Origin of the sequence: Arhodomonas sp. AD133 (genome assembly GCF_051195215.1) — a bacterium.
Classification (GTDB): domain Bacteria; phylum Pseudomonadota; class Gammaproteobacteria; order Nitrococcales; family Nitrococcaceae; genus Arhodomonas.
In genome coordinates this window covers 1-24,019 of sequence record NZ_JBNAZM010000005.1, presented here as the reverse complement: position 1 = coordinate 24,019, position 24,019 = coordinate 1, and the positions used below count along the sequence as shown (strand labels likewise).

Genomic DNA, 24,019 nt, shown 5'->3' with positions numbered 1-24,019 from the left:
CCGATGCGTTCTCGGGACTGACGAATCAGATTGGGGATTACGATGGAAGTCATTCTGCTGGAAAAGGTCGATAACCTGGGCGATCTCGGCGATCGCGTGAAGGTGCGCGCCGGCTACGGCCGCAACTACCTGCTGCCGCAGGGCAAGGCCAAGATGGCCACTGCGGAGAACATCCGTTACTTCGAGGAGCGCCGGGCCGAGCTCGAACGCCAGGCCGCGGAGCGTCTCTCCGCTGCGCAGCAGCGTGCCGCGCAGCTCGAGGGCCTGACCGTGACCATCCAGGCGCGTGCCGGCGACGAAGGCAAGCTCTTCGGCTCCGTGGGCACCCAGGACATCGCCGATGCCATCACTGCCGCCGGTGTCGAAGTGGTGCGCAACGAGGTTCGCCTGCCCGAGGGGCCGTTCCGCGCGACCGGCGAGTACGAGGTCGAGTTGCATCTTTACACCGATGTGGACACCACCGTGACGGTGGTGGTCGAAGGCGGGTAACCTTAACCCGACTCGCCCGTGACGGCCGGGCTTCGCCCGGCCGTTCGCCGTTGAACCGTGACCCCGAGTGCTGGGGGCCGGAGGGGGTTCATGGCCGACGCGCGCGCGGCACTGAGCGAGACTGAAGCGCTCAAGGTTCCGCCACATTCCATTGAAGCCGAACAGGCCGTGCTCGGCGGTCTGATGGTCGACAACGGCGCCTGGGACCAGGTCGCCGACCGGGTGGGCGAAGCGGATTTCTACCGCCGCGACCACCGGCTGATATTCCGCGCCATGGAGACGCTCGCCGAGAGCGGGCAGCCCATGGATGCCGTCACTCTCTCCGAGTGGCTGAAGAGCAACAGCCAGCTCGAGGACGCCGGCGGGCTGCCCTACCTGGGCGCCCTTGCCAAGGATACCCCCAGCTCCGCGAATATCCGCGCCTATGCGGACATCGTCCGCGAGAAGTCCGTCCTGCGCCAGCTCGTCGAGGCGGGCACCGCGGTCGCCAGCGCCGGCTATACCCCCGAAGGTCGCACCAGCGACGAGCTCCTCGACTACGCCGAGCGCACGATCTTCGAGATCGCCGAGCAGTCCGGGCGCCACCGCAAGGGCTTCGTGGGCGTTCGCGACATCCTGCCGGACGTCGTCGACCGCATTGACACCCTCTACCACCAGGACGGCGACGTCACCGGACTCGCCACCGGGTTCAGCGACTTCGACCGCATGACCTCCGGGCTGCAGAACGGCGACATGGTCATCGTCGCGGGCAGGCCCTCGATGGGGAAGTGCATCGTCGAGGGGAGCCGCGTCCTCGACCCCCGGACCGGCGACCTCGTTGCCATCGAGGATATCGTCCGGCGCCGGGAGGGGCGGGTGCTGACGCTGGATGAAGGTCTCCGACTTCGTGACGCGACCCCCAGCGCCTATCTGGACGACGGGTTCAAGCCGACGTATCGCGTGGTGACGGCGCTGGGGCGCACCATCGAGACCACGCTCACGCATCCCTACCTGACGGGGGACGGATGGAAGCCGCTGTCGGAGATCAGCGCGGGTGAGCGCATAGGCGTACCGCGGGAGTTGCCGGTTTTCGGCAACGAGCGCATGCCGGAGCACGAGGTGAAGCTGCTGGCGTACTTCATCGCCGACGGCGGAACGACCCAAGCCAACCCGACGTTCACCAACGCCAATTCGCGTCTTCGGGAGGACTTCGAGCGGTCGGTGAGAGGTTTCCACGGGGTGGCGTGCCGCACCGTGACATCCGGTGCGCGTACACCCTCGGTGCGCGTGCTGGCGGATGGTGCCAGCGTCGCGGCTGCCACGCGTGAGTTCTCCGAGAGTCCAAGAGCTCTGATGCAGCGTGCCGGGGTCACCGGTCGGCGGCTGGCCGAGATGGTGGGTGTCGTACCCGCTACGGTGACCTACTGGCTGCAGGGCAGGAATCTGCCGGGTGAAGCCGTTTTTGCCTCCGTGGCGGCGGCACTCGACGTGTCCGAGAGGCAGCTGTTGGCCGGGGAGCGCGCCGGTGCCGGCAAGAACTGCAAGAACCGTGTCTCGCTGTGGCTGGAAGAGTACGGGCTGAGAGGCAGGACAGCGCTGCAAAAGCGGATTCCCGCCGCGGTGTTCCGGCTGCCCAGGGCGTCGCTCGCGTTGTTCCTGAACCGACTGTTTGCCTGTGACGGCAGCCTGTACGTTCAGAACGCCGATCAGTGCCTGCTCTCATATGCCACGTCGTCATCCGGGCTGGCTAGGGATGTGCAGCATTTGCTGCTTCGGTTCGGAATTCTGGCCCGGCTGCGCCATAAGGCGATTAAGTACGGAGATGACGTGCGGGAGGCGTGGGAGCTGGTCGTCAGCCATCAGGCCAGCCTCAGGCGTTTCATCCACGAAATCGGGATCTTCGGCAAGGAGGACAGGCTCGCACGTGCCCGGGAACTGCTGGCCGCCACAAGGGCGCAAAGTAATACCGACTCGCTACCAGAGTCCGTCTGCGATTACGTGATACAGCACAAGGGCGAGCACACCTGGCGGGAGATCTATGCGGCGAAGGGACGGGATCTCCCCCACGGTTTCAATGCCCATACCTCAGCCGGGAGCCGGCGTCTGCTTTCCCGTTCCAGAGCGATGGAGCTGGCAGACCTGCTCGATGACGAGTATCTGGCGCGCCTGGGCGGCAGCGATCTCTACTGGGACACGGTCGTCTCCATCGAGTACACCGGTGTCAAACGGGTCTACGACCTTACCGTGGCGCAGACGCACAGCTTCGTGGCCGAGGACATCCTGGTCCATAACACCACCTTCGCCATGAACATCGCCGAGAACGCCGCCATGAAGGGCGACACGCCGGTGGCGGTGTTCAGCATGGAGATGCCGGGCGAGGCGCTCGCCATGCGCATGCTCTCCTCGCTGGGACGGGTGGAGCTGCAGAAGATCCGCTCCGGCCGCCTGGAGGACGACGACTGGCCGCGGCTGACCAGCACGATGAACCTGCTCTCCCAGGCGAAGCTCTTCATCGACGACACGCCCGGGCTCTCGCCCACGGAGATGCGCGCACGCGCCCGCCGGCTGAAGCGCGAGCACGGCCTCGGCCTCATCCTCATCGACTACCTCCAGCTCATGCAGCTGCCGGGCTCCAAGGAGAACCGCGCCCAGGAGGTCTCGGAGATCTCCCGGGCGCTGAAGAGCATGGCCAAGGAGCTGGACGTGCCGGTGATCGCGCTCTCCCAGCTCAACCGCAGCCTGGAGCAGCGCCCGAACAAGCGTCCTGTGATGTCCGATCTACGTGAATCCGGAGCGATCGAGCAGGACGCAGACGTCATCATCTTTCTCTACCGCGACGAGGTCTACAACGAGGACAGCCCCGACAAGGGCGTTGCGGAGATCATCATCGGCAAGCAGCGTAACGGCCCGGTGGGCACGGTGAGGCTCACCTTCATGGGGCAGTTCACGCGCTTCGAGAACTACATCGACAACGTCTACGGCGGTGAGGCCTGGACGTGAACCGCATCACCCGCGCGACGGTGCACCTGGCGGCACTGCGTCACAATCTGGCCGTGGTTCGCTCCTACACGGCTGGTGGCGCGCGGGTGATGGCGGTGCTCAAGGCCGACGGCTATGGCCACGGCCTCACCCGGGCGGCGGGTGCGCTCACCGAGGCCGACGCCTTCGCCGTGAGCTGTCTCGCCGAGGCACTGCCGCTGCGTGCCGCCGGTCACCGCCATCGCATCGTGCTCCTGGAGGGCTTCTTTGGTGCCGAGGAGATCCCGTTATTCCGTCGTGAAGCCCTGGAGGCGGTGATTCACTCTCCGTGGCAGATCGAGTGCCTGGAACAGGCGCCGGCGGGCGAGCCCATCGATGTGTGGGTCAAGGTGGACACCGGCATGCATCGCCTCGGCTTCCGGCCCGAGGATGCCCACGCGGCCCGTGAGCGCCTGCGCCGCTGCGAGGCCGTGGGCACCATCCGCTGGATGACCCATCTCGCCTGTGCGGACGACCGTGATGACCCCACCACCACCGCCCAGCGCCGCGCGTTCGAGCAGGCACGCGCCGGACTCCCGGGGGAAGCGTCCGCCGCCAACTCCGCCGGCACCCTGGGGTGGCCCGGCGTCCACGGCGACTGGGTGCGCCCCGGTGTCTGCCTCTACGGCGTCTCACCGTTCATCGACGGCGGCGAACGCCCGCCGCTGCGCCCGGGCATGACCCTGGAGGCGCGGCTCATCGCCATCAACCATCACCGCGCCGGCGACCGTATCGGTTATGGCGGCACGTTCGTCTGCCCCGAGGACATGCCCGTGGGCGTGGTCTCCATCGGCTACGGTGACGGCTATCCGCGCCATGCCTCCAACGGCACGCCGGTGCTCGTGCGCGGGCGGACCACCGGGCTAACCGGGCGCGTGTCCATGGACATGCTCTGCGTGGACCTGCGGCCCGTGCCGGATGCCGCCGTCGGCGACCGTGTGGTGCTCTGGGGGGAGGACCTGCCGGTCGAGACCGTCGCCGCGCATTGCGAGACCATTGCCTACGAGCTCGTCTGCCAGCTCACCTCGCGGGTGTCGTTCGTCTACGCGGACTGACGCCGACAATAGCCGCCGGGAACAGGGAGACCCCATGGCGAAGGCAGCCAAGACCCGAACCGTCTACGTGTGCACCGCCTGCGGCGGGGAGACACCGAAATGGGCCGGCCAGTGCCCGGACTGCGGTGCCTGGAACACGCTGGAGGAGCAGGTCCAGGCGAGCGCGCCGACGCCGGCTGCCCGCGGGCGAAGCCGCGGCCAGTACGCCGGCGACCAGGGCGTGCGGGCGCTTGCCGACGTGCCCACCGACGAGGAGACGCGCTTTTCCACCGGTATCGGCGAGCTCGACCGCGTGCTCGGCGGTGGGCTGGTGCAGGGCGGCGTGATCCTGGTGGGCGGCGACCCGGGTATCGGCAAGTCCACCCTGCTGCTGGAGACCGCCGCGCGGTTGCCGGCATCCCACAGCGCGTTCTACGTCACCGGCGAGGAGTCCCTCCGCCAGGTGGGCCTGCGCGCGAGCCGTCTCAACGTCTCCGCCGAGGGGTTGCGCCTGCTCGCCGAGACCTCCGTGGAGGCGATCCTGGACGCCGCCGCTGCGGAGCGCCCCGGCGTCATGGTCATCGACTCCATCCAGACACTGCACACCGAAGCGCTGGGCTCCGCGCCGGGCTCCGTGGCCCAGGTACGCGAGTGCTCCGCACAGCTCGTGCGCTTCGCCAAGCAGACCGGCACCGTGCTCTTCCTCGTCGGCCACGTCACCAAGGACGGCCAGCTCGCCGGCCCGCGGGTGCTCGAGCACATGGTCGACACCGTTCTCTACTTCGAAAGCGACTCCGGCAGCCGCTACCGCCTGCTGCGTGCGGTGAAGAACCGCTTCGGCGCCGCCAATGAGCTCGGCGTTTTCGCCATGCTCGACACCGGCCTGCACGAGGTGAAGAACCCCTCCGCCATATTCCTCTCCCGCCACGAGGAGGCGGTGCCCGGCAGCATTGTCATGGTCACCCGCGAAGGCACACGGCCGCTGCTGGTGGAAGTCCAGGCCCTGGTCTCCGAGAGCCCCCTGTCCAACCCCCGACGCGTGGCGCTCGGCCTCGACGGCAATCGCCTCGCCATGCTGCTCGCCGTGCTCCACCGCCACGGCGGCGTGAGCACCTTCGGCGAGGACGTTTTTCTCAACGTCGTCGGCGGCGTGCGCGTCACCGAGACCGCCAGCGACCTCCCCGGCCTCATGGCCGTGCTCTCCAGTCTTCGCGACCGGCCGGTGCCACAGGAATGGGTCATGTTCGGCGAGGTGGGACTCGCCGGCGAGATTCGCCCCGTCCCCAACGGCCCCGAACGCCTCACCGAGGCCGCCAAGCACGGCTTCCACCGTGCGCTGGTGCCGGCGAAGAACCTGCCGCCCAAGGGCCAGCGACCCTCGGAGCTGGAGATCGTGCCGGTGACGCGACTGGATCAGGCGATGGATGCCTTGTTCTGAAGGGAACCGGGCGGGCGGCAATGCCCGCTCATGACCGCTTGGCCGTAATGGAATCGCGGGCGTAGCCGACAGAGCAGGGCCGCCCGCAGGCGGCCCTGCCGGCGCTTCGCGTCAGAAGCTCAGGAATGCGCCCACGTTGATGTTGGAGCTGGCGTAGTCGTCACCCGCCTGGTTTTCGGACGTGGCGTCCGAGTACTCCGCCAGGAACGTCAGATTGTCCGTGAAATCGTGGTAGACGCCGACGGTGTACTTACGGCTTTCGGCCACCAGCGTCCCCGGGTCGCCCGGGTTGGCGTCCAGCCGGCTGACACCGTAGTTCACACCGAGCTTGGTTCGCCCGATGGCGTAGGTGCCCTGGAGCAGCATGCCGTCGGAGTCCCGCGCCTCGCCCATGGCATCGAAGGCGTCGAAGAACAGCGCCGTGTTCCCCATACCCTCGGCCGTGTAGTACGAGCCCAGGACGCTGAAATCCGCCACGTTGATCATGGCGTTGAAGTCCACGCCCCAGCTGTCGCCGTCCCGGTTCCGGGTGCCGGAAAGACCAGTGTGCTCCTGGGTGATGCCGTTCATCGACACGAAGCCGGTGACGCCGGCGGCGTCGATGTCGTAGCGCACCGAGCCGTGGAAACCGGGCTGGCTCTTCTTGCTCGCCACGGATTCCGCGCTGAGGGTGGAGAAGTTCACGGCGTCCAGGGGCTGGTAGATGCCCGCCTTGACCGTGAACCCGGAGAAGCTGGGCGTGATGTAGGTGATCTGGCTCAGGGTGTCCGTGTAGAGGTAGCCGTAGCCGATGGAACCCAGCGTCGTGTTGTTCGGCGTGGGCGCCTGGAAGCCCTGCACACCGACCCCGGGCAGGGTCATGTCGTTGATGATGGCGTCATAGCCGAACAGACCGAAATCCCGGCCCATCTTCACGGTGCCGAAGTCGTCGTTGGCGAACTGCAGGTAGACCTGCCGGGTATCGATGGACGCGGACTGCAGCCCCTGCGTCTGCCCGGGGTCCAGGTTGGGATCGCTGTTGCTCACGACCCCCGGATAGAACCCGAATACGGCGTTCAGGTCCCACGGCCGCCCGTTCCAGTCTTTCTGCGTAGTGCCCAGGTTGAACACCAACGCCGCCGGCAGCAGCCCGGTGGACACGCCGGAGACCCGGTCGTCGCCCCCGCCGAGATTGTCCTCGTCGCCGAACAGCGGGCAGGTCACGCCCCCCAGCACCGTGGCGTCGCCGCTGTCGCCGCAGCTATTGTTGATGGCGTGGACGTTCACGTTGCCATTGATGTTCAGTCGCCAATCCCCTTGGGTCAGCTCGATGGCGGAGGCCGTGCCTGAGCCGATACACAGGGCCGAAGCCGCCGTAAGCACGGCGATAGTGCGATACCGCATGCGTCTCTCCTCACTCTTGTAATGGGTCTTATTGGGCGACGCGGGAGTCGTCCGGGTCGCCGAGTAGCGCGCCGGAGCCCGGCGCGGCCCGCCGGCTGCAAGAGTGGTGCCGTAGCGTCAAGGCGGCGAAATGCGGCGATTGGCGGGGGATCGGCTGCCCGCGCGCCCATGCGAGGGAGTGCTCGCTGTGCCATCGGGGCACGGAATGTGCCGGACGCACCCATGCGTGTGTAACATTTGCGTTACGGCAGCTGTGACCGCGCCAAGGGCGGGCACATGATCCGCGCCCCCCGCCATCGACGGGGGAGCCCTCAGGGTCGGTGAGTAGCACGGAGTAACCCGAGCCCGGGATCTGGTGATAGAGGCTCTCCATCTCTGCCTGGGCGATGTGATAGAGCCCGCATGCGTTTCCCGGCGCCGTTTGAGCTGGGTGTTTTCCAGCACGATCTCGACCCCGTCATGGCCCGTATCCAGACCGTACTCGGAAGGCGATCGTCGCCACGGCATGGCGATTCATCGCTTGGTGGGCATGTGCCCCGGGCTCGCAGCGCCCATGGCGGCTGCGTTTAGCCCTGGTTTCGTAGCGTTTCGTGCTGATCGCTCTTGTTACTAATCTTCTCAGAAGTATTGTCATGCGTCAGCCGGTCTGTGCGCCGATGGGGCAAGGCGCGAGGCGCGCTGTGTAGCCGGGCACCATAAGCGGTGAGCAACGCAGATCCCATCGGCGCACAGACCGGCCCAAAGGGAGCGCCACAGCGACCCGGTGGCGGCGTTGCGCTCGCTTGACGTGACCCAGCCACGCCGGCGCGAACGCGTCTTGCCCCCGGGCCGCTGTGGTGCTCTGACGTATGACAATACTTCTGAGAAGATTAGTATTTCAGCCGATGGGATCAGTGCTCACGCTGGCTATATCAATTTTTGATCGATACGGCCCGGGGTGCGGAACTGGGTGTATCGATTCCGGCGCACCGCGGCTGCCGGGAAGGGGCCGGCGTCGAGGCGTCGCGCGAGGCGGTCGCGCGCGTCAACGCGCGCTCCCGGCACGAGGGCGCCGCGCGGACCGCTGGCGCGGCATCACAGACGTGGCGGGGCCTCGCTCGGCCGCTCCGCATCGGCCGGGCGCCGGGTTGTCGGCCACCGCTCGCCCGCGGGTACAGTGCTTGCAATGGCCTGGATCGGCGTCCGGGGGAGGGCGGATCCGCACGGACCGGACCACCGCGGCGCATCAGCAGAACAAATCAGGAGCAGACCCATGACCATGACCCGCACGACCGCACTCGCGGCCGCGAGCCTGTTTTGCCCGGGGCGACACCCGCCTTCGGTGGAATCACCTGCCGGCTGTTCGGCCTGGGAGACGCCGCCATGACCATCGACGCCAAGCGCATTGCCGCGGGTCGCAGCTGGCTTCCCGCGATCCTGGGGATCGCCGCGGCCGTGCTCGTGGCCTGGCTGGTAGCCGCGATCCTCGGCAGTGGCGCCGGGCTCGCCTGGATCAACGCCGAGTGGCCGTCGGCCACGACCCATCTGCGAGTCAGTGTGTCGCGGCTGCTCGAGGCCCTGGTCTGGGCCGCCGTCGGGGCGCTGCCGCTGGCACTGGCCATGCGCCGCTGGCAGCGGGTGGAGACCGCGGTGACACCGCTGCTGCTCACCGCGCTCGCGGTGCCGTGGGTGCTCGTCGCCGTCGCCCTGAACATGATGGTGCACCTGCGCCTGGATGGGCAGGGCACCGTGGTGCTCGCGGCCTGCGGGGGCGGCGCCTGGCTGGTAGGGGGGCTGGCGCCGCGCCAGCGGAGTCCCGGCGCCCGGCGGCAATGCGTGCAGCGCGCGGTGCGCACGGCGCTGTTCATGCTGCTCACGGCGGAGGTGCTGTCTCTGGGGCAGGGCCTGGGCAGTCAGATCCGCTTCTACGTGCTCTACTGGAGCCCGGCCCTGCTGCTGCTCTATGGTGGTCTTGCTGTGGTCGTTATCGTCGGCGCGCTGATGGCCGGCCGACTCGCAGCGCGACCGCTCATTGCGGTGGCGGCAATGCCCGCCGGACGGCGCGACTCAGGGTAGTGCGCCCCTTCCAGGTGGCAACCGCTAGCGTGCGCGCGGGCAGGGCCTCGGTGGGCGTCACCGGCAAGCGATCGCCGGCCAGCCAGTGTGCCACCGGCCGCAGCGAAAGCACCGCGCCCACGTCGCCGGCGCGCAGGGCCTCGCGCGCGCGCTCGCCGTCGAAGAACAGGCGCATCTGATAGCCCTGATCCCGCAGCCAGTGCGCCGCGCGGCCGCGATCGATCCCCCAGAGCGGCAGGAACAGCCCAGCCGTGTCGGCCTCGGGGTTGCCGGCGAAGGCCCAGGGCTCGCGGGCATAGGGGACGAGATCGAGCAGTGCGCGCGTCTGCGCGCTGGCGACGATGCCCCCGACGACCAGGTTGCAGGCCGACGGGCGTATGCCCCAGTCACTGGGGTCGATGGCGCTGCCCCAACCCGGCTGGGGATTCCACTGCACGGGCACGCCGATCTCCTCGGCCACCGACCGGGCAAGCCCCGCCTCGATCCCGGCGTAGCCGTCGCCGCCGGGTCGGGGCTCGAGCAGGCCGGGCAGCGTCGGCGGGGCGCAGACCATGAGCGCGCCGGCCTTGCGGACCTCGGCGAGCGAGGCGTCCGGCGGGAGCTCGCGTACCGCCAGGAGTGCGGCAATGCCGCCGGCGATCATCAGCCCTGAGCGCCCGAGGCGGCGCCGGATTCGGGTGAACGTTTCAGCGACGGAAGGCATGGTAGGCCAGGAGCACCGGGATCAGCACGAAGGCGGCGAGCACGCTGCGCGCAGCAAGCGCGTCGAACTGGCGGTACTCGATCATCACCCAGCGCAGCTCGTCGATGGCGTAGGTCACTGGGTTGGCGTGGACCAGGAATACCAGCCATGCGGGGAACTTCTGCAACGCCTGCTCCATCGATAACGACGGGTCCAGTGGGAAGATCGAGCTTGCCAGGAAGAACGCCGGCAGGATCAGTGTATTGGCGAATACGCCGAAGCCCTGGAAGCTACTCATGCGCGAGGCCAGGAACAGGCCGATGGCGGTGAACGCCAGCGCCACCGCGGCCATGGGGAGCAGCGCGGCGATGATGGTGGTGTAGGCCACCGGGACGTTGGCGGCGGGGGCGAGGATCAGCACCAGCAGGCCCTGGGCCATGGCGATGGTGGCCCCGCCGAGAAGCTTGCCGAAGAACACCGCGCTGCGTGGGGTGGGCGAGGCGAAGACCTCGCGCACGAAACCGAACTCCCGGTCCCAGATCAGCGAAACCGCGGACTGTACCGCCGGGTACATGAGGTTGAGCACCACCACCGCGGGGAGAATGAACTGGATGTAGGTGAACGGCACCATGAAGGTGGTCTCCCGCAGCCCGGTGCGGAAGTACGGGGTCAGGCCGATGCCGAAGATCATCACCCACAGTACCGGGCGGCTGAAGGCGCCGACGATCTGCCCGCTGTCGCGCAGCATGCGCAGCACCTCGCGCAGCCATACCGCGTGCACCGCGGCCAGGAATTCGAAGCCGTTCCGAATGGCGTCGCTTAGCCGTGCCATGGGTTTCTGTCCCCTTAGCGGGTGTGCTCGACGCCGGCGCGGGCGGCCCCGTGCAGGCGCTCCTTCGGGTCGGCCGCCTGGTCACGCAGGTCGCGACCGGTGAGGGCGACGAAGACCTCCTCCAGGCTGGGATCGACCAGCTCCAGGCCCTCGACGCCGGTCCAGCTCGCCTCATCCGTGAGCAGCTCGTGCAGCAACGCCTCGGGCTGGTCGGCATCGATCCAGATCGCGCCGCCGCGCTGCCAGCAGCGCTCGGCGAAGCGCTCGGCGAGGCGCCGCTCCAGGCCCTCGTCGGTCAGGCGCAGGCTCACGAGTTTTCGCCCCATGCGCTGGCGCAGGGCGGCGGGGCTGTCCAGGGCCTGGAGCTCGCCTTGGTCGATGATCGCCACGGTGTCGGCGCCCTCGGCCTCGGCGATCTGGTGCGTGGTGAGCAGCAGCGTGACCCCGTAGTCGCGTTGCAGCCGCGCCAGGTACTCCCAGATGCGCCGCCGGCTCTGCACGTCCAAGCCGGTGGTGGGCTCGTCGAGCACCAGCAGGCTCGGCTCGTGGAGCATGGCGCGGCCGATCTCCAGGCGCCGCTTCATGCCCCGCGATAGCGTGGCGGCGGTGGCATTGGCCCAGTCGGTGAGCTCGACCAGCTCCAGCGCCGCCCAGGCGCGGGCGCTGCGACGGCGCCGTGGTACCTGATAGAGCCGGCCGTGGAAGATCAGGTTCTCGAAGACGGTGAGGCGGTCGTCCAGGCTCGGCTCCTGGAAGACCAGGCCGAGCGAGCGGCGTACCTCGCGCGGGGCCGTGCGCACATCGTGGCCGGCGACGCCCACGTGACCCGAGCTCGGCCGCAGCAGCGTGCACAGGGCATGCACTAGCGTGGTCTTGCCCGCGCCGTTGGGTCCGAGCAGGGCGAAGAAACTGCCCAGGGGGACCGATAGACTCACCCCCCGGAGCGCTTCCACGCTGCCGTAGCTGTGGCGCAGATCGACCACCTCGATGGCGGCGTCGGTCATGTGTCGTCCTCGTCATCGTCGTCGGCGCCGAAGTCGTCGTCCGGCAACTCGGCATCCACGGCCGCGGGCTGGAAGACCTCGGTCGGCAGGCTGTGGTCGGCGAGGATGCGAGCGAGACGGCCGTTTTCGAGCAGGCGCACGATGGCGTCATCGAACTTCTGGCGCAGCGTCGGCCGGTCGCTGCGCAGGCCGACAAAGACGTACCAGTCCATGTTGGGCAGGCTGGTAACCGGGTGCACATGGAGCCCCTCGGCGGCCGGGTCTTCGACCTGGGCGTAGAGCTGCGGGGCGTAGACCACGCCGTGATCGACCTCGCCGGCGAGCAGCGCCGAGACGATGGCTTCGGTGGACTGGAAGCGCTTGACCTGGACACTGTCCGGGCGCGTGGTCATCAGCAGCAGGTAAGGCACGCCGCGGCCCTGGAGGGCTAGGAGGGCGTCACTGGGGAGGTTGGTGAGGCTGCTCACGTCGGGGTCACGGGAGACCAGCACGAAGCTCGTGCGGTAGTAGGGGCGGCTCGCCAGCATCTCCTCGTCCGCCGGGTAGTCGAACGCGGCGGTGGTACTGCCGGGCAGCCCCATGTAGGCGTCGCAATGGGTGGCGAGGTGGACGAGGAACTCCTTGCGGGTGGATGCCACCTGATAGCCACTGGCCTCGGAGGCCTTGTGGGTGACGTAGAACTCGGTGGGGCGCCCCAGGCTGAGGGCGATCTCCTCGGCGATGGCCTTTTGCGTGGACCAGGTCGGGTTGCGCTTGTCGATGCAGAAACGGATCTCCGGGCCGGATTGCAGCCGGCTCTGCGGGAAGGGGTACTGCGTGGGGTAGTCAGCGGCAGCGACGATGCCAGGCAACAGGGTCATGAGGCCAAGGATGAGGGTCATCAAGCTGCGCATTGCGGGACCTCCATTGAGGGTGGAACTCCGCCCCCGAGAAGAAGAGGCGGCGCCCACGGGCGCCGCCGTCGCATTGAGAGGTAGCCGTCAGGCCGTTTTCAGTCCTGGTCGAGCTTGAATACCCAGAGGACGCCGCCCATGGGGATGCTCTCCGTGAGCTTGGCGACCGGCCCGGCCCACAGCGGGATGGCGCCGCCGAAGCCGGACCACACCGCGACGTACTGAGTGCCGTCCACCGTGTAGGACATGGGTGTGCCCACCACCCCGGAGTTGGTGGTCTGGCTCCACAGCTTCTCGCCGGTCTTCGCGTCGAAGGCCATGAACTCGCGCTTGTCCAGGTTGCCGGCAAATACCAGGCCGCCACCGGTGGTCAGCACGCCCCCCCAGAGCGGGGCCTTGAAGTCCTCCTTCCACTGCACTTCGCCGGTGGCCGGGTCGATCGCCTGGAGTTGGCCGACGTGGTCCAAGCCCGGCACCTGGTACATCTCGAACTCCGCGCCCACGTAGGGCTGGCCGGCACTGTACTCGACCTGTGCCCCGCGGATCTTCATGCACCACTCGTTGGTGGGTACGTACATCAGCCCAGTGTCGGGATGATAGGCAGAGGGCATCCAGTTCTTGGCGCCGAGGAAGGCCGGGCAGGCGTCCACGGTCTTGCCGACCTGGGGCCGGTGCGTCTCGTCCACCACCGGGGTGCCGTCCGGCTTGATCTTCTCGTAGACGTTGCTTTCCGCGAACGGCCAGGCGTCCACGAAGTCCACACCGCCGCCTTCGCGGGAGAGACGGTAGAGGTAGCCGTTGCGCTGCGGCGAGACGATGGACGGCTTGCCGTCGATGTCGATCAGCATGGGCTCGTTGGTGCCATCGAAGTCCCAGGCGTCGTTGGGGCTGTACTGGAAGGCGTCCTTGATCTTGCCGGTATCGGGGTTGAGTGCGACCACGGATACCGACCAGTGGAGGTCATGCTTGTCCTTGCGGGCGGGATCGATCCACGGCGAGGGATTGCCCGTGCCCCAGTACAGGGTGTCGCTTTCCTGGTCGTAGGTGCCGGTGAGCCACGGCGGCGCGCCGCCGGTCTTGTATGTGTCCCCCGGCCAGCTGCCGTCGCTGACCGCGGTGTGGGTCTTCCACAGCTGCTTGCCGCTCTGCGCGTCGTACGCGGCAATGAAACCGCGCACGCCGTACTCACCGCCGTGCACGCCGACGATGATTTTGTCGTCGATCACCATGGGCGCGGAGGTCAAGGCGTAGCGCTCCTTGTAGTTCTCCACGGTGACGTCCCATTTGATTTTGCCCGACTTGGCGTCAAGGGCGAGGAGGTGGGCATCCAGGGTGCCCATGTACACGGTCTCGCCGCGTACCGCCACGCCGCGGTTGACCACATCGCAACAGGTCACCACATCGTCCGGCAACTGGCGCTTGTATCGCCACAGCAGCTCGCCGGTGGTGGCGTCCAAGGCGTAGAGATTGTTGTAGGCGGCGGTGACGAACATCACCCCGTCGTTGACGATAGGCGGCGCCTCGTGGCCCTCGGTGACCCCCGAGGAAATGGTCCAGGCGACCTCCAGGTCGGCCACGTTGCCGGTGTCGATCTGATCCAGCGGGCTGTAGCCCCAGCCCTTGTAATTGCCCCGCCAGTGGAGCCAGTTGCGGGCCTCCGGCTCCTTGAGCCGTTCGGGCGTGACCGGGTTGTAGCCATCCGCTGCCTGGACACTGGCGGCACCCATGGCGAGTGCCGCGGCGGACAGTGTCACTGCTGCTTTTTTGAGCATGATTGCTTGTCTCCTCCTGCTTGATGGAAAGCCTCGCCGGGCGAGGTGGCTCCCGTCGGCGTAATACCGTCGATTCGGATGTCGTTATGTTCGTTACGCGCCGCTCGAATGGTGGGGTCGAGCGCCGGAAAAGACCGGCGCGCCGTGACCGCTAGGATGGGCCGACCTTGCCCGTGAACTCGCCGGTGACCACGAGCTGGCCGTCCTTCTGGTCGATGGGCAGCGCGGGCAGGCCACGCGGCGCCGGGCCCTCGACGTTCTTGCCCCCCACCCGCGGGTCGAAGACGCTGCCGTGACAGCTGCAAGCGAGCTTGCCCTCGGCGGTGCCGAAGTGGCCGACGTCGGATACCAGGCAGCCCTGGTGCGTGCATACCGCGGAGACCGCCACAACGTCGCCGGCGGCGACGTCCGCGAAGCGCGGGTCCAGCTCTCCGGCCGGTACGCGTACCACGGTAATGAGGTTGTTCTTGCCCTGGCGCACCTTGCCAGCGCTCGAGCGTGGCCGGGTGAGCACCGGCTCGAGCGGGATAAGGGCCTTCGCGTCGACCGCCTCGCCCTGGTCGTCACCGCCGGAGTGCACCAGCACATCGCCCGGCTTGACGGTGGATGCGGCCGCGACGGTCTCCACCCGAGTGCCCAGTGCTGCGCCAACGCAGCCACCGACCCCGGCGCCGAGCAGCATGCGCCGGTGTCGATCCACGTTGCCATGATCGTTAGCCATATCCGGGTAACCTCCTCCTGAAAACTGTTCTAAATCGGGGCGTCAAAGCCAGGCTGAAATCTGCGCCCCGATGATCAACGGGGAACCGGGATTCAGCGGTCGCTGCCGTTCGGCGAGCGGTCGCCGTGCCCCTTGGGTTGGCGCTTATGCGAATGCCGTGCCATCCAGTCAGATGTCTGCGTCGACAGCCGCTGACGGGCCGATCTTGCCCCTGGGGGCAGGTTGCGGGGATGCGCCCGCGGTGTGGCGCCACCATGGCCGGTGGAGCTGGCAGGCGGCGTGCGGTTTGGCGTTTCAGCGTTGTAACAGCGCCGGCGACCGTGGGCGGGACAGTTCGTGCCGTATCTGGGACACCGCCGGGCCGGCTCGACAGTTCGTCCGTAACATCGAGCGGTACCGGGACCACGAGGTCCAGTCGTATGGACGGGGGCAGTCGGGATGCCCCCGACGGTCAGGAGATAGCGGCCCCCGGCGCGTTTTCAGCGCCCTCGGCGTGGGGGCGGGCGATGACGGGTACGACGGAAGGATCGATTACGTCGGCCAGCCGACTTCGGCGAAGTACTGCACGGCAAGGAGGACGATGACGTAAGCGCCCACGGCCAGCAGAAGGGCGAGGGCAGACGCGAAAGCGCGGGGAAGATCCTTCAGCCGGAAGCTGTAGATCCCGGCGACAACGCCGGCGACACCGAACAGCCCGAGCAACCACCACAGCTCGCCGACGAGCCTGACCAGAGGCGTGGCATCGTCCAGCACGACGCCATCGTCGGCGGCCCGCAGGCCTATCAGCGCAGTGGCCGCGATGACCGCCGCGCTGATCAGGATGGAGGCGGCCGCATCGAACCACCTGCCAAGGCGTGAACGCGGTTTGTTCAGGGTAAATGCCGGGTTGCGGTCCATGTCTTCTCCGGGCGGCTGGCGACAAAGCGTTGCCGCGCACTGATGGTGTGTCGTCGCCGGGTGAGTCCCTCTGCCCCGGTGCTCGCAAACGGTTGACCATAGCGCGTCGTCTGGCCTCACGGCTTGATCGTAATGGGCGTACCGTTCGGCACCGCTCGCCAGATCTCTTCCATGGCCGTATTGGTGACGGCCACGCACCCGTCGGTCCAGTTCCAGCGTTGAAGCATACCAGCGAGCCAGCCGAGGCCATTCCTTTGACCGTGAATCATGATCATGCCGCCGGGCGGCACACCGCGAGCAGCGGCCCGCGCCTTGTCCGCGTCGTTCGGGTACGAGATATGGAGGGAGAGGTGGTATGCGCTGTCGGGGTTGCGCCAGTCGAGCACGTACGAGCCTTCCGGTGTGCGTTCATCGCCTTCCCGGGCCTTGTGGCCGTTCGGGTTGGCGCCAAGCGCGATGCCGTACGCCCGGTACGGTTCACCGTCTCTGAGCAGGTACAGCTTCCGTTCGGCCTTGTGCACCAGAACCGCGTCGGCCTGTGGAAGCGGTTCGGCCAATAAGCGGGGCAGGTGGGAATCCGCGAAATAAGCTGTTCCGCCGAGGACAACCAGCGCGAAGAGCACGATGGCTATTCTGGTGCGTTTTGCCATTGCCTGAACATTACACCATGAAACGCGGGCCGCGCCGCCTTGCCGTGCGGGCGCAGATCTCGCACCGAAGTTCGCGCACGTAGAGCCGCCCGACTTGAGAGAGCGCGAACAGCGCACCGGCAGAGAGGCACAGCCACCATGCGAGACTACCCGCGCCCAGGATCGTGACGACGAGTATCAAAGCAGGGGACGCCAAGAGGTAGAGGGCCATGATAGCCGCGTTCCAAGGCGTCAACGGCGCTACCCAACGAGTTCGGCTACTGCACTCGGCGCAACGCTCCATGCTTACTAATCTTGCAGGGAGTATTGTCAGGTCTCAGCGCCACTGCGCGGGGGCTCGGCAAGGCGCGTGAGCGCCGGCGTGGCGAGGCTCACGTCAAGCGAGCGCAACGCCGCCGAGGCACCGCACAGTGGCGCCCTGTGGGTGGCCGTGTGCGCCGCTGTGGTCTGCGTTGCTCGTCACTCATGTAGACCTTGCTACACCACGCTCCTCGCGCCTTGCCACAGCGGCGCACACGGCCACTGAGACCTGACAATACTCCCTGCAAGGTTAGTGAGTCGGACGCCCTGCCAATGTCCATGGCTTCGACTACCGCAAACCAGCTAACACCACGCGTTTGCGGAAAGTACCAGAAGCGCGATGACTTTGCGGTGTTGTCGTTCCCCATCCCCGCCCTGAGCGGCCCATGAGTCGCCAGCATCAGCGATCGTTCAGTTGATAGATCTGTATCAGGTTGCCGCAGGTGTCGGCGAAGATGGCGATGGTTACAGGGCCGGCCTCGGTCGGGTCCACGGTGAAGACGACGTTCCGGCTGCGTAACCGCCGGTACTCTGCGTCGATGTCGTCCACTTCGAAGGCGGTCATGGGTATCCCTTGCTCGAAGAGGGAGGCCTGGAACGCCTGGGCGGCCGGGTTGGCGTTGGGTTCCAGGGAAAGCTCCACGTCACCACCTTCCGGCGATTTCACGGTCAGCCATCGATACTCGCCGGCCGGTATCTCGTTGGCTTTCACGAAGCCGAGGACGTCGGTGTAAAAGGCGAGGGCCTTGTCCTGGTCGTCGACGAAGATACTCGTCAGCTTGATCCGCATGGGCGTCGCTCCCTGGTTGCTGTTCCGGGAGCATCGCACACGTTCCCACTGACGGCTTCTCGGAAATTGCGGATCAGGGCGGGGCCGCCCATTAGGCCGAAGCAACCGGGGATCAGCGTTTGGGGCGAGGTGAGCCGCGCGTCGCCGCATGCGACGAAGCGTCGCCGGCATGTCGAGGGCGGCTCGCCGAAGTGGCGGGTGAACGCCGTACTGAAGGAGCCCAGACTGTCGTAGCCGACCTCCATGCAGACGTCGGTGACCGACCCCCGATCCGTCGCCAGCAGCCACCGCGCCCGGTCCAGCCGCGCCCGTATCCGGAACCGGTGTGGGGTATCGCCGAACACCCGGCGGAACAGGCGGATGAACTGGTAAGGGGACATGCCGGCGTCGTCGGCCAGCGCGGCGATCGATGTTTGCCACTCCCGCGGATCGCTCAGGCGTGCCCGCGCACGGGCGATCAGGATTCGATTGATTGGCGTTAGCATGGTGCGATCTCCGCAATGACCGCCACGCGGCGTCGGGGGAAGTCCTGCACGTACCGTCGACTCACGTGCCGCCGAATGCCACTAATCCAAGGGTGTACAGCACGGCGGCGAGTAGTGCCGTGACGGTTCGCGCGTGGTTCCACCGCGTACACCGTTGCAGGTAATCGCGCCACACCGCTCTCGAAACCCACGCCAGGGTAGGGGGCGCACCAGTCCCGCCGAGCGCCGGGACGTGTCGGCCTTTATCGGACAGTTCCCGGCGATTATGTTACTGACCATTCGACAAATATTGCCACGTCTCAGAGCCGTCGTGCGGCTTGTCGGCAAGGCACGTGGGCGCGTTGCGAAACAGATGCCGGGCGAGCGCGCTGAGGTGCGCACGCCCGGCGCCGATCTGTTCGTGAACTGCCAAGGCTGATCGAACTGATCAGTTTGTGATCAGACGTCGCTTTCCCTGGAGTGACGCGGCCATTGCCGCTCTGTCCACAGGCTTCTCCACGGGAATGGTGGACAACACCAGCACCTACCGGCGCTGGAAGACACATCCTGACGGTACGTTGGACGTGCATCAGCTGGAGCGGTTGAGCCTGCTACTTGGTATCTACGAAGCGTTGACGATTCTGCTGCCGCGCGAGGATGCGGCTGACACCTGGATCCGGCGCCCGAACCATCATCCATTGTCTGGCGGCCTATGCCCGCTCGATCGGATGAGGGGTGGGCAGGTGAGCGACTTGGTGACCGCGCGTCAGTTCTTGAATCAAGTCGTGATCGTTTCACCATTACCTGCGTCAGCCGCTCCCGCGACCGATTTTCAGAGGGTGAAGCCGAAGACGAACGGCCCGAGCAGCACGAACAGGCCGAACGCGACCGCGATCGCGATGAGATTCAGCAGAAAGCCTGCACGGACCATGTCACGGAGCCGCATCTGCTCGTAGGAGAAAACGATCGCGTTGGGAGGCGTCGCCACCGGCATCATGAACGCCATGGACGCGCCAAGTGCCACCGGCACCGTCAGCACGGCGGCGTCGAGCTCCAGGCCCATAGCGACGGCGCCGAGAATCGGCAGGAACGTCGCCGTCGACGCGGTGTTGGAAGTGATCTCCGTCAGGTAGACGATCGCCGCCATGACGACGAGCACAAGCACAAGAGTGCTCACTCTCAGGCCGCTCACCGAATTGCCGATCCATTCGGCAAGGCCGCTGACGGAGAAACCCTGCGCCAGGGCCAGCCCGCCGCCGAAGAGAATCAGCACGCCCTAGGGCACATCGCGCGCGGCCTCCCAGTCCAGGGCGAATTCGCCCCGCGCCGGCGAGACCGGCACCGAGAACAGGACCAGGGCTGCGACCATGACGATGATCGTGTCGTCGATGGGCAGCCCGGTCACCCCGGCGATGGGGCCGCGAAAGATCCAGCAGACTGCGGTACCCAGGAACACGGTGCCGACCAGCCGCTCGGCCGGGCGCATCCGCCCGAGCGCCGCCATTTGTTCATCGATGACCCGCTGGGGATCCTCGATGGCGATCTTGCGTGCCGGGAACAGGAGCCGGGTCAGGAGCAGCCAGGCCACCGGCAGCATGATGACGACCACCGGCACGCCGAGCAGCATCCAGTTGAAGAACGTAATCCCGACGTCGTAGTTGCTCTGGAGGAAGCTCGCGAGAAGCGCGTTGGGCGGCGTACCGATCAGCGTGCCGACACCGCCGATGGACGCGCTGTAGGCGATGCCCAGCATCAGCGCCACCCCGAAGTTCCTGACCATCACCTCGCTGGAGGTTTCCTCCGCGACGAAGGCAATCACCGAGAGGCCGACGGCATACATCATGATCGTCGTCGCCGTGTTGGACATCCACATGGACAAGAAGGCGGTGGCGATCATGAAGCCGAGAATGATCCGGCCAGGCGACGTCCCCACCGCTGTGACGATGTGGAGGGCGATACGCCGATGAAGCCCGGCCCGCTGCATCGCTGCCGCCAGCAGGAAGCCGCCGAGGAACAGAAAGATCAGGGGATGCGCATACCGGGCCGCCGTCCCGGTAATACCGCTGATCCCGAGCAGCGGCATAAGCGGTAGCGGCAGCAGCGCCGTCGCGGGAATCGGCACCGCCTCGCTCAGCCACCAGACGACCATCCAGACCGTCACCGCCACCATTCGCCACGCCTCGTCGGGCATGCCCTCGGGCTCGGGACTGAACAGAATGACGATCGCGAGCAGCGGTCCGCCGATCAGGCCGGCAGCCCGCATCCAGGGGAGCGGTTCGGGGAAGGCACCGTTCCCGGATCCAGAGCTTCCATGCACAGCGGGTTCGGAGACGTCTACTTCGCGGTCCGTATCGTCTCGCTCGTCATGGGCCATCCGATGTCCCTCCGGGTGCCAGGATTGGGCCTCCGGCTGTGGGATTGGGTGTCAAAGCCAATTCCGCCTCCGTCTTCACGAAGGTTTTCATCGCCGGATGGTCCCGTCCAGCCCTGAGCTACCGGAGTTCGAGTTCGGCCAGAAGCGGATTCTCGGTAGCGACGCTGAACGAAGCGGCGCGTCTCACGCGTCCGCCTTACGTGATGGGATGAACGCCGCCCACCCTCCTTTTGGGCCCCACTCATAGGGACTGCGATCCCCAATACAGTAGGCCAGAACAAACAAACCAGAAAAGCCACTGACTGAGCAGCAGATAGTCCGTCAGACGACGGCGCAATGCCAGCAACTGGACAAGCCAGGCCCCGCCCCAGAGTGCAAGGAAAACCGAGACGGCTACGGCGACTTCCCGTTCTGCGGGTACGGCGTCCGTAGCACCCAGCGCAAACAGCAGCAGTGACAGCGCAAGAAGATCGACCGTAACCATCTGGAAGGCACAGAGGGACTGGACCCAGTTGCGTTCCACGGTGGTCGGATCGCCGCCGTGCGCGCCACCCGCCATCGAGGGCCGTGTACTCAGTGCCTCTCGATTACCAACAACCGTATGAGCCATAAATGCAAGAAACACGATTCCAGCGGCAATTAAGATTGGAGTATTCATAAATTCCCGTCCGCCCAACGTTCCGGTTATGCGCAATAGCATTACTGTGCGGTGTACCCGCCGTCTATAGAATGGACGCTCCCGGTAATGAAGGCCGCGCGCTCACTCAATAGATATGCGACCAGATCAGCAACTTCTTCCCGGGTGGCGAGACGCTTCATGGGATGCACGCTCGCCATCCAGTCCGTGACCTCTTTGCCGGAATCCATTATCCGTGGGGTTGCGACGTAGCCCGGTGCAACTGCACATACGCGGATATTTGACTCTGCCAACTCCAGGGCGGCTGAGCGAGTCAACCCGATTACTCCGTGTTTCGCTACGGTGTATGCGGCCATGCCCGCTAGCCCGACTAATCCATTGGCAGACGACATGTTCACGATCGCACCAGAACCATTGGCCCGTATTGCAGGTATCTCATACTTCATGGAGTGGAAGATACCGGTCAGGCCCGTGTCGATGACCTCGCGCCATATATCCAGTTCTACGTCCTGGACCGGCACACCGGCTGGACCAGTTACACCAGCGTTATTCACAGCCAAATCGAGCTTCCCGAATCGCTCGATGCTTTGGTTCACTGCGGATGCCATAGCTAATGGATCACGCACGTCTGCCTTGAGCGCCAAAGTCTGTACACCCTTCGGGTCAATTCTCCTACAAACCAATTCCACCGGCTCAAGGCGACGACTAACCAGCACGACCGACGCCCCACCAGCATGTAGACGCTCTGCCAACGCTTCTCCGTTTCCGGTGCCGGCACCCGTTACAAGAGCGACCTTGTCTTTGAATTCCATGATTCGTTCTCTCCGAGTCTGAATCCGTACGCGAAGTATGCAGTCATCATGATGGTCGTCGCCGTGTTGGGGATCCACATGGACAAAAAGGCCGTGGCGATCATGAAACCGAGGATGATCCGGCCATACGCCATCCCTTCAGCTTCGGGATGCGGGGGTGGAGGTTCCCCTCCTGCGCCTTCCCGCAGGCTTGCATCGCCGGGTGGTTCTGTCCAGTTGGTGACGGGTCGGAGCCGGAACTCGGCGGATGGCTGAATCCGGTCAGGCTGGGGGTATGGGATAGCCGTGCGACGCAAAGAACAAAGGCGTCCGGACTGAACGCCGCTGTAGTCAGCGCTCAACCCCGGGCGGAGAAGAAGGGCCGCGAGCAGTCATCATGGGCGAATGACGCGCCTTGCGAACGCGACATCGATCCAAGTGGCAATGTCGGGCGCTCGTCAGCAGCCGCAGCCATCCCGTTGATGGCCTTCCCTGGTCTTTCGTGCAGCCCTAAGCCCCAGCCGGTTTACGTGCCGCGATGCAATGACACTCGAAACCAAGCTGAACCTGGCCGTTTTCTGCCTGGTACGGTTGGACCGCCTCGGCGACCGTTCGCCAGATGGCCGTCTGTCGCTCGGGCGACAGCCCCTCGAGGAGTCTGACGATGTCCTGGGCGACGTCCTGGATGAAGCGGGTGTAGGCCTCGGGCGACTCGTAGACATACGTACCCGAGACCTGCTCCAGCGCGATCTCGCCGAAGCCGGCTTCATGGAACCGCCGCTGAAGATCCGCGGCGTCGGCGAGCCGGAAGATGTTGGGCTCGCCGGGAGCCGACGGCCCCGCGCCGACCTCGCGCCGCACCGTCATGCCCGCAATCGCTAGCAGCGGCGAGTTCTGCGGTTCGCTGAAGACGGCCATGGCGACATACCCGCCCGGCTTAAGCAGCTCGTGAACCCGTCTAAGGCACGCGTCTGGGTCAGCCATCAGCATCAGGCCCCAGCGGCACAGAGCGGCGTCGAACCCGGTCTCAGGGATGTTCAGAGTCTCGCCGTTGCATTCATGAAAGGCGACGTTCGCGAATCCCAGCTCGGTGATCCGCTCACGGGCAAGCACGAGCATCTCCGGTGAGAGGTCCGTTGCCACGGCGCTGCCGGTGGCGCCGATACGTTCGAGTGCGCTCACCAAAGGCTCGCCGTAGCCCGTGGCGATGTCGAGGACCTTCTGACCGGCTTCAAGGCGTGCCATTTCCACCAGCCGGTTGTTGACCACATGGGCGCCGGCCTCGATGGTTGGCGCCCAATCCTTCCAGCCCAACGCCGCTGAGTCCCAGCCCCGCCGGGCCGTCTGCTCCCACTGCGCCGGATCGAACGGGCGTTCGCTCATGGCGCTACCTCCTCCGGCGTCCGGGCGTTGCGCAGTGGCAGGAAGAATTTCCCTTCTATAGTCGGGCAGGAAGGTATTGTCGAGTGCCACGGATCAGGCGTGTCGGTTGCCTGGTATCAAGTACGCTGAGCGAGGAGATCAGGCCACGGCGTTCCTGATGATTCGCCGGTCGCCGATGGCCTGTCCAAAAGCCGCTTCATACTGGCAGCCGACGGACGGCTGCACCGTGCGAACGACGCACACCCGTTCATCAGCGACCGCTGTCGGTCAGAAGTGGACGGTCGGCCGTAACGCGATGGTACGCCGCCGGGAGGGCGCGCAGCGTAGAACTCGACGGCGTCACCTACTGGATTAGTTGTCAGGTCCCGGACGATTCCGTGGCTTTTTGTGAAATAGATCGGGCCTGTCAGCGTACCAGTGTTTCATCGCCTGC

General features: G+C 66.3%; 19 protein-coding genes and 1 pseudogene. 5 read left to right on the top strand and 15 right to left on the bottom strand.

Translation table 11 applies throughout. The features are described 5' to 3' along the window. The first annotated feature begins 42 nt into the window (after positions 1-42). From rplI to radA, 4 genes are all read left to right on the top strand, one after another. Positions 43-489: a 50S ribosomal protein L9 gene (gene rplI / locus ACPEES_RS04515; RefSeq protein WP_435101479.1), complete on the top strand. Its 447-nt coding sequence runs from the start codon at positions 43-45 to the stop codon at positions 487-489. Positions 490-579: 90 nt separating this feature from the next. Then, positions 580-3,468, top strand: coding sequence for a replicative DNA helicase (dnaB, locus tag ACPEES_RS04510; RefSeq protein WP_435101477.1), 2,889 nt, complete (start codon positions 580-582; stop codon positions 3,466-3,468). Further along, entirely contained in the window at positions 3,465-4,541 is a 1,077-nt protein-coding gene (alr, locus tag ACPEES_RS04505; protein ID WP_435101475.1) for an alanine racemase, read from the top strand. The genes dnaB and alr overlap by 4 nt, the downstream gene beginning before the upstream one ends. 34 nt (positions 4,542-4,575) lie before the next feature. Then, entirely contained in the window at positions 4,576-5,958 is a 1,383-nt protein-coding gene (radA, locus tag ACPEES_RS04500) for a DNA repair protein RadA (RefSeq protein ID WP_435101473.1), read from the top strand. A 111-nt stretch (positions 5,959-6,069) separates the two neighbouring features. On the opposite strand, the gene ACPEES_RS04495 is transcribed toward radA, so the two are convergent. Next, a complete protein-coding gene (locus tag ACPEES_RS04495; RefSeq protein ID WP_435101471.1) occupies positions 6,070-7,341 on the bottom strand; it encodes a porin in 1,272 nt (423 codons plus the stop codon). A gap of 1,362 nt (positions 7,342-8,703) precedes the next feature. Here ACPEES_RS04495 and ACPEES_RS04490 point away from each other — a divergent pair. Then, a complete protein-coding gene (locus ACPEES_RS04490) occupies positions 8,704-9,396 on the top strand; it encodes a hypothetical protein (RefSeq protein WP_435101469.1) in 693 nt (230 codons plus the stop codon). Here ACPEES_RS04490 and ACPEES_RS04485 read toward each other — a convergent pair. The 14 genes and pseudogenes from ACPEES_RS04485 to ACPEES_RS04420 all read right to left on the bottom strand — a co-directional run bounded on the left by ACPEES_RS04485 (position 9,350) and on the right by ACPEES_RS04420 (position 23,586). Beyond that, positions 9,350-10,099, bottom strand: coding sequence for a hypothetical protein (locus tag ACPEES_RS04485; protein ID WP_435101467.1), 750 nt, complete (start codon positions 10,097-10,099; stop codon positions 9,350-9,352). The genes ACPEES_RS04490 and ACPEES_RS04485 overlap by 47 nt on opposite strands. Next, positions 10,083-10,910: an ABC transporter permease gene (locus ACPEES_RS04480; RefSeq protein WP_435101465.1), complete on the bottom strand. Its 828-nt coding sequence runs from the start codon at positions 10,908-10,910 to the stop codon at positions 10,083-10,085. Before ACPEES_RS04480 ends, ACPEES_RS04485 begins: the two co-directional genes overlap by 17 nt. A 14-nt stretch (positions 10,911-10,924) precedes the next feature. Further along, entirely contained in the window at positions 10,925-11,914 is a 990-nt protein-coding gene (locus ACPEES_RS04475) for an ABC transporter ATP-binding protein (RefSeq protein WP_435101463.1), read from the bottom strand. Continuing rightward, the gene (locus ACPEES_RS04470) at positions 11,911-12,807 is read right to left on the bottom strand and encodes a substrate-binding periplasmic protein (protein ID WP_435101461.1); all 897 of its coding nucleotides are present in this window, start codon (positions 12,805-12,807) and stop codon (positions 11,911-11,913) included. Before ACPEES_RS04470 ends, ACPEES_RS04475 begins: the two co-directional genes overlap by 4 nt. Before the next feature lie 98 nt (positions 12,808-12,905). Continuing rightward, positions 12,906-14,579, bottom strand: a complete 1,674-nt coding sequence (locus ACPEES_RS04465; protein ID WP_435101459.1) for a PQQ-dependent dehydrogenase, methanol/ethanol family — start codon at positions 14,577-14,579, stop codon at positions 12,906-12,908. A gap of 151 nt (positions 14,580-14,730) precedes the next feature. Then, positions 14,731-15,300, bottom strand: coding sequence for a ubiquinol-cytochrome c reductase iron-sulfur subunit (locus tag ACPEES_RS04460; protein ID WP_435101457.1), 570 nt, complete (start codon positions 15,298-15,300; stop codon positions 14,731-14,733). A gap of 531 nt (positions 15,301-15,831) precedes the next feature. Continuing rightward, the gene (locus tag ACPEES_RS04455) at positions 15,832-16,197 is read right to left on the bottom strand and encodes a hypothetical protein (RefSeq protein WP_435101455.1); all 366 of its coding nucleotides are present in this window, start codon (positions 16,195-16,197) and stop codon (positions 15,832-15,834) included. Between the two features lie 116 nt (positions 16,198-16,313). Beyond that, entirely contained in the window at positions 16,314-16,847 is a 534-nt protein-coding gene (locus tag ACPEES_RS04450) for a L,D-transpeptidase family protein (protein WP_435101453.1), read from the bottom strand. A gap of 700 nt (positions 16,848-17,547) precedes the next feature. Then, positions 17,548-17,937: a VOC family protein gene (locus ACPEES_RS04445; protein WP_435101451.1), complete on the bottom strand. Its 390-nt coding sequence runs from the start codon at positions 17,935-17,937 to the stop codon at positions 17,548-17,550. Continuing rightward, positions 17,922-18,422, bottom strand: coding sequence for a helix-turn-helix domain-containing protein (locus tag ACPEES_RS04440; protein ID WP_435101449.1), 501 nt, complete (start codon positions 18,420-18,422; stop codon positions 17,922-17,924). Before ACPEES_RS04440 ends, ACPEES_RS04445 begins: the two co-directional genes overlap by 16 nt. 811 nt (positions 18,423-19,233) lie before the next feature. Then, positions 19,234-20,664, bottom strand: a pseudogene (locus ACPEES_RS04435) (SLC13 family permease). A gap of 352 nt (positions 20,665-21,016) precedes the next feature. Then, a complete protein-coding gene (locus tag ACPEES_RS04430) occupies positions 21,017-21,433 on the bottom strand; it encodes a hypothetical protein (protein WP_435101447.1) in 417 nt (138 codons plus the stop codon). A gap of 41 nt (positions 21,434-21,474) precedes the next feature. Further along, on the bottom strand, positions 21,475-22,224 hold the full coding sequence (locus ACPEES_RS04425) for an SDR family NAD(P)-dependent oxidoreductase (RefSeq protein ID WP_435101445.1): 750 nt from the start codon (positions 22,222-22,224) through the stop codon (positions 21,475-21,477). A 489-nt stretch (positions 22,225-22,713) separates the two neighbouring features. Further along, positions 22,714-23,586, bottom strand: a complete 873-nt coding sequence (locus ACPEES_RS04420; protein ID WP_435101443.1) for a class I SAM-dependent methyltransferase — start codon at positions 23,584-23,586, stop codon at positions 22,714-22,716. Between the last annotated feature and the right edge of the window lie 433 nt (positions 23,587-24,019).

Coding starts and splice junctions, on each gene's coding strand:
- rplI (WP_435101479.1), top strand. CDS start 43: ATGGAAGTCATTCTGCTGGAAAAGGTCGATAACCTGGGCGATCTCGGC.
- dnaB (WP_435101477.1), top strand. CDS start 580: ATGGCCGACGCGCGCGCGGCACTGAGCGAGACTGAAGCGCTCAAGGTT.
- radA (WP_435101473.1), top strand. CDS start 4,576: ATGGCGAAGGCAGCCAAGACCCGAACCGTCTACGTGTGCACCGCCTGC.
- ACPEES_RS04495 (WP_435101471.1), bottom strand. CDS start 7,341: ATGCGGTATCGCACTATCGCCGTGCTTACGGCGGCTTCGGCCCTGTGT.
- ACPEES_RS04490 (WP_435101469.1), top strand. CDS start 8,704: ATGACCATCGACGCCAAGCGCATTGCCGCGGGTCGCAGCTGGCTTCCC.
- ACPEES_RS04485 (WP_435101467.1), bottom strand. CDS start 10,099: ATGCCTTCCGTCGCTGAAACGTTCACCCGAATCCGGCGCCGCCTCGGG.
- ACPEES_RS04480 (WP_435101465.1), bottom strand. CDS start 10,910: ATGGCACGGCTAAGCGACGCCATTCGGAACGGCTTCGAATTCCTGGCC.
- ACPEES_RS04475 (WP_435101463.1), bottom strand. CDS start 11,914: ATGACCGACGCCGCCATCGAGGTGGTCGATCTGCGCCACAGCTACGGC.
- ACPEES_RS04470 (WP_435101461.1), bottom strand. CDS start 12,807: ATGCGCAGCTTGATGACCCTCATCCTTGGCCTCATGACCCTGTTGCCT.
- ACPEES_RS04465 (WP_435101459.1), bottom strand. CDS start 14,579: ATGCTCAAAAAAGCAGCAGTGACACTGTCCGCCGCGGCACTCGCCATG.
- ACPEES_RS04460 (WP_435101457.1), bottom strand. CDS start 15,300: ATGGCTAACGATCATGGCAACGTGGATCGACACCGGCGCATGCTGCTC.
- ACPEES_RS04455 (WP_435101455.1), bottom strand. CDS start 16,197: ATGGACCGCAACCCGGCATTTACCCTGAACAAACCGCGTTCACGCCTT.
- ACPEES_RS04450 (WP_435101453.1), bottom strand. CDS start 16,847: ATGGCAAAACGCACCAGAATAGCCATCGTGCTCTTCGCGCTGGTTGTC.
- ACPEES_RS04445 (WP_435101451.1), bottom strand. CDS start 17,937: ATGCGGATCAAGCTGACGAGTATCTTCGTCGACGACCAGGACAAGGCC.
- ACPEES_RS04440 (WP_435101449.1), bottom strand. CDS start 18,422: ATGCTAACGCCAATCAATCGAATCCTGATCGCCCGTGCGCGGGCACGC.
- ACPEES_RS04430 (WP_435101447.1), bottom strand. CDS start 21,433: ATGAATACTCCAATCTTAATTGCCGCTGGAATCGTGTTTCTTGCATTT.
- ACPEES_RS04425 (WP_435101445.1), bottom strand. CDS start 22,224: ATGGAATTCAAAGACAAGGTCGCTCTTGTAACGGGTGCCGGCACCGGA.
- ACPEES_RS04420 (WP_435101443.1), bottom strand. CDS start 23,586: ATGAGCGAACGCCCGTTCGATCCGGCGCAGTGGGAGCAGACGGCCCGG.